This window comes from Vibrio sp. D420a, assembly GCF_030248625.1.
Classification (GTDB): Bacteria; Pseudomonadota; Gammaproteobacteria; order Enterobacterales; family Vibrionaceae; genus Vibrio; species Vibrio fortis_A.
Map to the genome: position 1 here is coordinate 1 of NZ_JAHGAN010000089.1, position 4,301 is coordinate 4,301.

At 44.9% G+C, this 4,301-nt stretch carries 5 protein-coding genes; 3 read left to right on the plus strand and 2 right to left on the minus strand.

Annotated elements, in window-relative coordinates; all coding sequences use genetic code 11:
• The first annotated feature begins 103 nt into the window (after positions 1–103).
• Complete coding sequence (locus tag KI743_RS24340) at positions 104–640, plus strand: ATP:cob(I)alamin adenosyltransferase (protein ID WP_285468569.1); 537 nt, start codon at positions 104–106, stop codon at positions 638–640.
• A 32-nt stretch (positions 641–672) separates the two neighbouring features.
• On the opposite strand, the gene KI743_RS24345 is transcribed toward KI743_RS24340, so the two are convergent.
• Positions 673–1,599: a chemotaxis protein gene (locus KI743_RS24345; protein ID WP_150896718.1), complete on the minus strand. Its 927-nt coding sequence runs from the start codon at positions 1,597–1,599 to the stop codon at positions 673–675.
• Positions 1,600–1,780: 181 nt separating this feature from the next.
• On the opposite strand from KI743_RS24345, the gene ppiC reads away from it, so the two are divergent.
• A complete protein-coding gene (gene ppiC, locus KI743_RS24350) occupies positions 1,781–2,059 on the plus strand; it encodes a peptidylprolyl isomerase PpiC (protein ID WP_032550441.1) in 279 nt (92 codons plus the stop codon).
• A gap of 278 nt (positions 2,060–2,337) precedes the next feature.
• Complete coding sequence (locus tag KI743_RS24355; protein ID WP_152469825.1) at positions 2,338–3,741, plus strand: alpha-amylase family glycosyl hydrolase; 1,404 nt, start codon at positions 2,338–2,340, stop codon at positions 3,739–3,741.
• 113 nt (positions 3,742–3,854) lie between these two features.
• Here the strand turns inward: KI743_RS24355 and KI743_RS24360 are convergent.
• Positions 3,855–4,301 (minus strand): methyl-accepting chemotaxis protein (locus KI743_RS24360; protein WP_285468570.1); only part of this gene is annotated, 447 nt, incomplete at its 5' end.

Genomic DNA, 4,301 nt, shown 5'->3' on the forward strand with positions numbered 1-4,301 from the left:
AGCCGCAATGAACCTTTTTTTATGCGCCTAAGGTTGGGTTTATGTTTGCTTTTGCCAAGGTATTATCTAATAGTGTGCGCGAGATACCTATTAGGAGCATTAAGTGAAACCAGTAAGCCGAGATTGGGATGAGTTCTGTTATCCGTTTATTTACGAAGAGAGTCCAGCGTGCGACTTTGAGATCCTTTCCGATGAGCTTTGTTGTCGTATAGGCTTAGTTCTTACCATGGATCTTGAACCACAAGTACGTGACGTATTAACTCGCCTGCAGCCGAATGTTTATCACTTGAATGGTTCGGTTCGAGGAAAGCTGGCGATCACTGAGTTAGAGTTGAGTGAACTTAAAACCGATTATCATGCGATACGTGAACGCTTAGAGGGCGGTTTCTCAGGCTTTGTATTGCCGGGAGGTTGTCGAGTAGCCAGTGAGTTGCACCTAGCGCGTTGCCAAGCAAAGAAAGTGGTAAGAGCACTGGTGGCGATCGAACATAGCGGTAAAAAATCACCTGCTGATATCTTGTTCAAATACGCCAACTTAGTCGCCAACACTCTGTATGCATTGGCGTCGCTAACCAATTTTATCGAAGGTGTGGAAGAGGTAGAATTTGTGAGTAAAAGCTACCCAATGCCGAAGAAATAAAGCTCAAGATAGCGGTGAGCTGATTCTCACCGTTAAATCGTAATTTGCTGCTTTTTAGGTGTATTTTCTAATGATTTTGCGCCTTTAAGCATCGCTTCTATCAGCTCACCGGCATTAAACTTTTCTAGTGCTTCGTGTGCACCTACCTGCTGAGCTCTATCAACACAGATTTCACTTGATAATGAGGTATGTAAGATGCAGTAAGCATGACGCAGCGAATCATCATTTTGCACTTCAAAGGCTAGTTCATAACCATCTAATCCTGGCATCTCAATATCACTCACCAGAAGGTCGATCGCTTGCCCGCGTTGCGCTTGCTCACGCATCATTTTCAGCGCGTCCATACCGTTGTTACAGATGCTATAAGGAATATTGATACTATCGAGAGCATCAGAGAGCTGTTTTCTGGCGATGAGTGAGTCATCAACCAAAAGAATGTTCAGAGCTTTGAGTCGCTCGCGTTCGACGTCGGTCAACATTGGGATCTGAGCATTCTCATATTCTGGGTAGATTTTGGATAGCAGTAGCTCGACATCCAGCATCTGTACGATGCGATCTTCATAGCGTGTAATACCAGTCACAAATACATTTTGACCAACACTTGATGGTGGTGATTCGATGCTGCGCCAATCACACTCGATGATTTTATCGATAGAACGGACTAAGAATGCAACAACAGTTCTCAAGCAGTCTGTGACGATCAAAACACAGCTTTGGTACTCTTGCGGTGAGATTGGACGGAAGCCCACAGCCGCCGACATATCAATGACAGGAACGGTCAAGTCACGAATGGTGACTGTGCCGATGACATGGTGGTGCGAGTAGGGCAGTTGAGTCATTGGCTGAAAGGGAACGATCTCTCTTACTTTCAACGTGCCGATTGCAAAACTCTGAGTCAAAGATAGCTTAAACATAAGCATCCCCTGAGACTGGCTCGCCTTACTGATCGTTTTCGCCATTGTTGTCACCTGATTTCGTCGTTGTTTTTTTATTTATAAAAAACAATGTAAATGGAATCACGCACTGCGGCAAGGGACTTAATCAATTTTACCGTTGTTTTGGGCTTAGCCGAGCTTAATGGAGTGAAGATTGGTCAGTCTTGAGTTAAAATCACCGCATCGCAACACAATGAGAAAGATCATGGCAAGAACCGCAGCAGCGCTTCATATTTTAGTGAAGCATAAAGAACAGGCAGAAGACATCATTAAGCAACTGAAAAAAGGTGCTAAATTTCAGACTCTTGCTAAGAAGTATTCAACCTGCCCATCAGGCAAAAAAGGCGGCGACTTAGGTGAGTTCAAAAAGGGCCAAATGGTGCCTCAGTTCGATAAAGTGTGCTTTACCGGAGAAACATTGGTACCTCACTTAGTGAAAACTAAGTTTGGCTGGCATGTAGTCAAAGTACTGTACCGTACCTAGTCATTAAGCATGTAATGGAATATAAAGGAGCGTAAATACGCTCCTTTTTTGGTACCTGAAGCCAGTTTTACTCAAATATGGCGGAGTTCTTCATCCCAAATGTTGTGCGATATTTTAGGCTACGCCCTGTTTTATCCCCCTAAGCCCTTGCTAGGTAGGAGGATGGAAAACTTAGGCATAGCAATATAATGAACGCCATTCTTAGAGAGAATTTATCTGCAACCTTCGTCTTTTACTCTGTAGTTTAAGGTTGCGACTGAGTTTGGTAGGAGAACCACATGGAGAGTTCAGCAATGTTAAACCAACCAGCCACGGATGTTATTTTACACGCCTTCGATTGGCGTTATGCAGACATTGCGGATAGCGCTGCACTGATTCAAGAATTAGGCTACAAATCGGTATTGGTTTCACCAGCAATGAAGTCGCTACGTAGTGACAAGAACAAACCACAACAGAAACCAACCCAATGGTGGCAGCGCTACCAACCCCAAGATTATCGTGTCATCGACAACCAGTTGGGTGACACCCAAGACTTTGCTGCAATGGTCGATACCTTAAGACAGCATGGTCTAAGAACCTACGTTGACGTGGTGTTTAACCATATGGCGAATGAGTCGAGTATTCGTAGTGACTTGACGTACCCAAATCAAAGCGATCGCAACGATTACCAACAAGACCCTGAATATTACGAATCGATTCGCCTGTTCGGTGATTTGTCACAGCCACTATTTGATGAGAATGACTTTGTGGAAGCGTTCGGCATTAAGAACTGGCGTGATAAGTGGGAAGTGCAGAATGGTCGTATTACTGGTGGCCCTACCGATCCGGGTTTACCAACTCTGTTAGACAATGAAAATGTTGTTGAGCAACAGCGTAGCTACTTGAAGGCATTGAAAGCCATGGGTGTGAAAGGCTTCCGTATCGATGCCGCTAAGCACATGACGTTAGCTCACCTACGTAAGGTATGGACGGACGATATTTGCGAGCAAATGCATATTTTCGGCGAGATCATTACCGATGGTGGTGCAACAGAAGAAGAGTACGAGCTGTTTCTGGAGCCATACCTTAAGCACACTCGTTTAGGCGCTTATGATTTCCCGTTGTTCAATACCATCTTTAAGGCGTTTGATAAGAAGGGAAGCTTTAAGTCGTTGATTAACCCATACTGTTTTGGACAAGCACTCTCAAACACGCGCGCGATTACCTTTGCAGTGACACACGATATCCCAAATAACGATGTGTTCCTTGAGTACATGATGGATGAAGACGCTGAGAAGTTGGCTACTGCTTTCATCTTAGGACGTGATGGCGGTGTACCTCTGATTTACAGCGAGCTCGATACCAGTGGCATTAAAGACCGTGATGGTCAGCCTCGTTGGCTTAACGATTGGAAAGCGCCATATATGCGCGGCATGATTCAGTTCCACAACTGCACGCACGGAGAAACAATGCGTGTCGTTGAAGCGAATGATGACCTACTAGTGTTTGTTCGTGGCGATAAAGGCATTGTGGTGATTAACAAGTCTAAGCGCAGTAAAACCGCCAATCTGACTTGGTGTGGCTCTGTGACGGATACGCTTTCAGGTAAAGTGTTTGAGAGCGATGAAAAGACGCTAACGCTGAAAGTGGAAGCCAACAGTTGTTTGATGCTGCTTGCTACCCCTGAGGATGAATCGGCGTAACTGAACACTCAGACTGTATATTAGTTGTATTAAAAAGGCCGGTTTGATTATCAAACCGGCCTTTGTTTTTTTCATTAACTAACGGTGATTAAACCATTGCACGTTAACGCAAGTTACACGATGAATTTGTTCAATAGCTCATCTTGTTGACGAACATTGTCTGTTTGAACTTGCATCGCTTCATTTGCTTGCTGTGCAGACTCTGATACCTGAGTAGATAGGTCTTTGATCTTAACAGTGTTGTTGTTGATCTCTTCCGCTACTAGGCTCTGCTCTTCCGCCGCAGATGCGATTTGAATGTTCATATCAGAGATGCGTTGAATTGCATCACGGATACGATCAAGTGCCGAGTTCGCTTCTTGAGCGCGCTCTACTGCATCAGTTGCTGTGTCTTTGCTCTGGTTCATCGCGTTCGATACTGAGCTTGCACCTGCTTGAAGTTGTTCGATCATGTTGCGGATCTCAGTAGTCGACTCTTGTGTGCGCTGGGCTAGAGTACGAACCTCATCTGCTACAACCGCAAAGCCGCGACCTGATTCACCTGCACGTGCTGCTTCAAT

Bases quoted from the DNA above. Each gene is read 5' to 3' on its own strand.
- KI743_RS24345 (WP_150896718.1), bottom strand. From the start codon at position 1,599: ATGGCGAAAACGATCAGTAAGGCGAGCCAGTCTCAGGGGATGCTTATG.
- ppiC (WP_032550441.1), top strand. From the start codon at position 1,781: ATGGCAAGAACCGCAGCAGCGCTTCATATTTTAGTGAAGCATAAAGAA.
- KI743_RS24355 (WP_152469825.1), top strand. From the start codon at position 2,338: ATGGAGAGTTCAGCAATGTTAAACCAACCAGCCACGGATGTTATTTTA.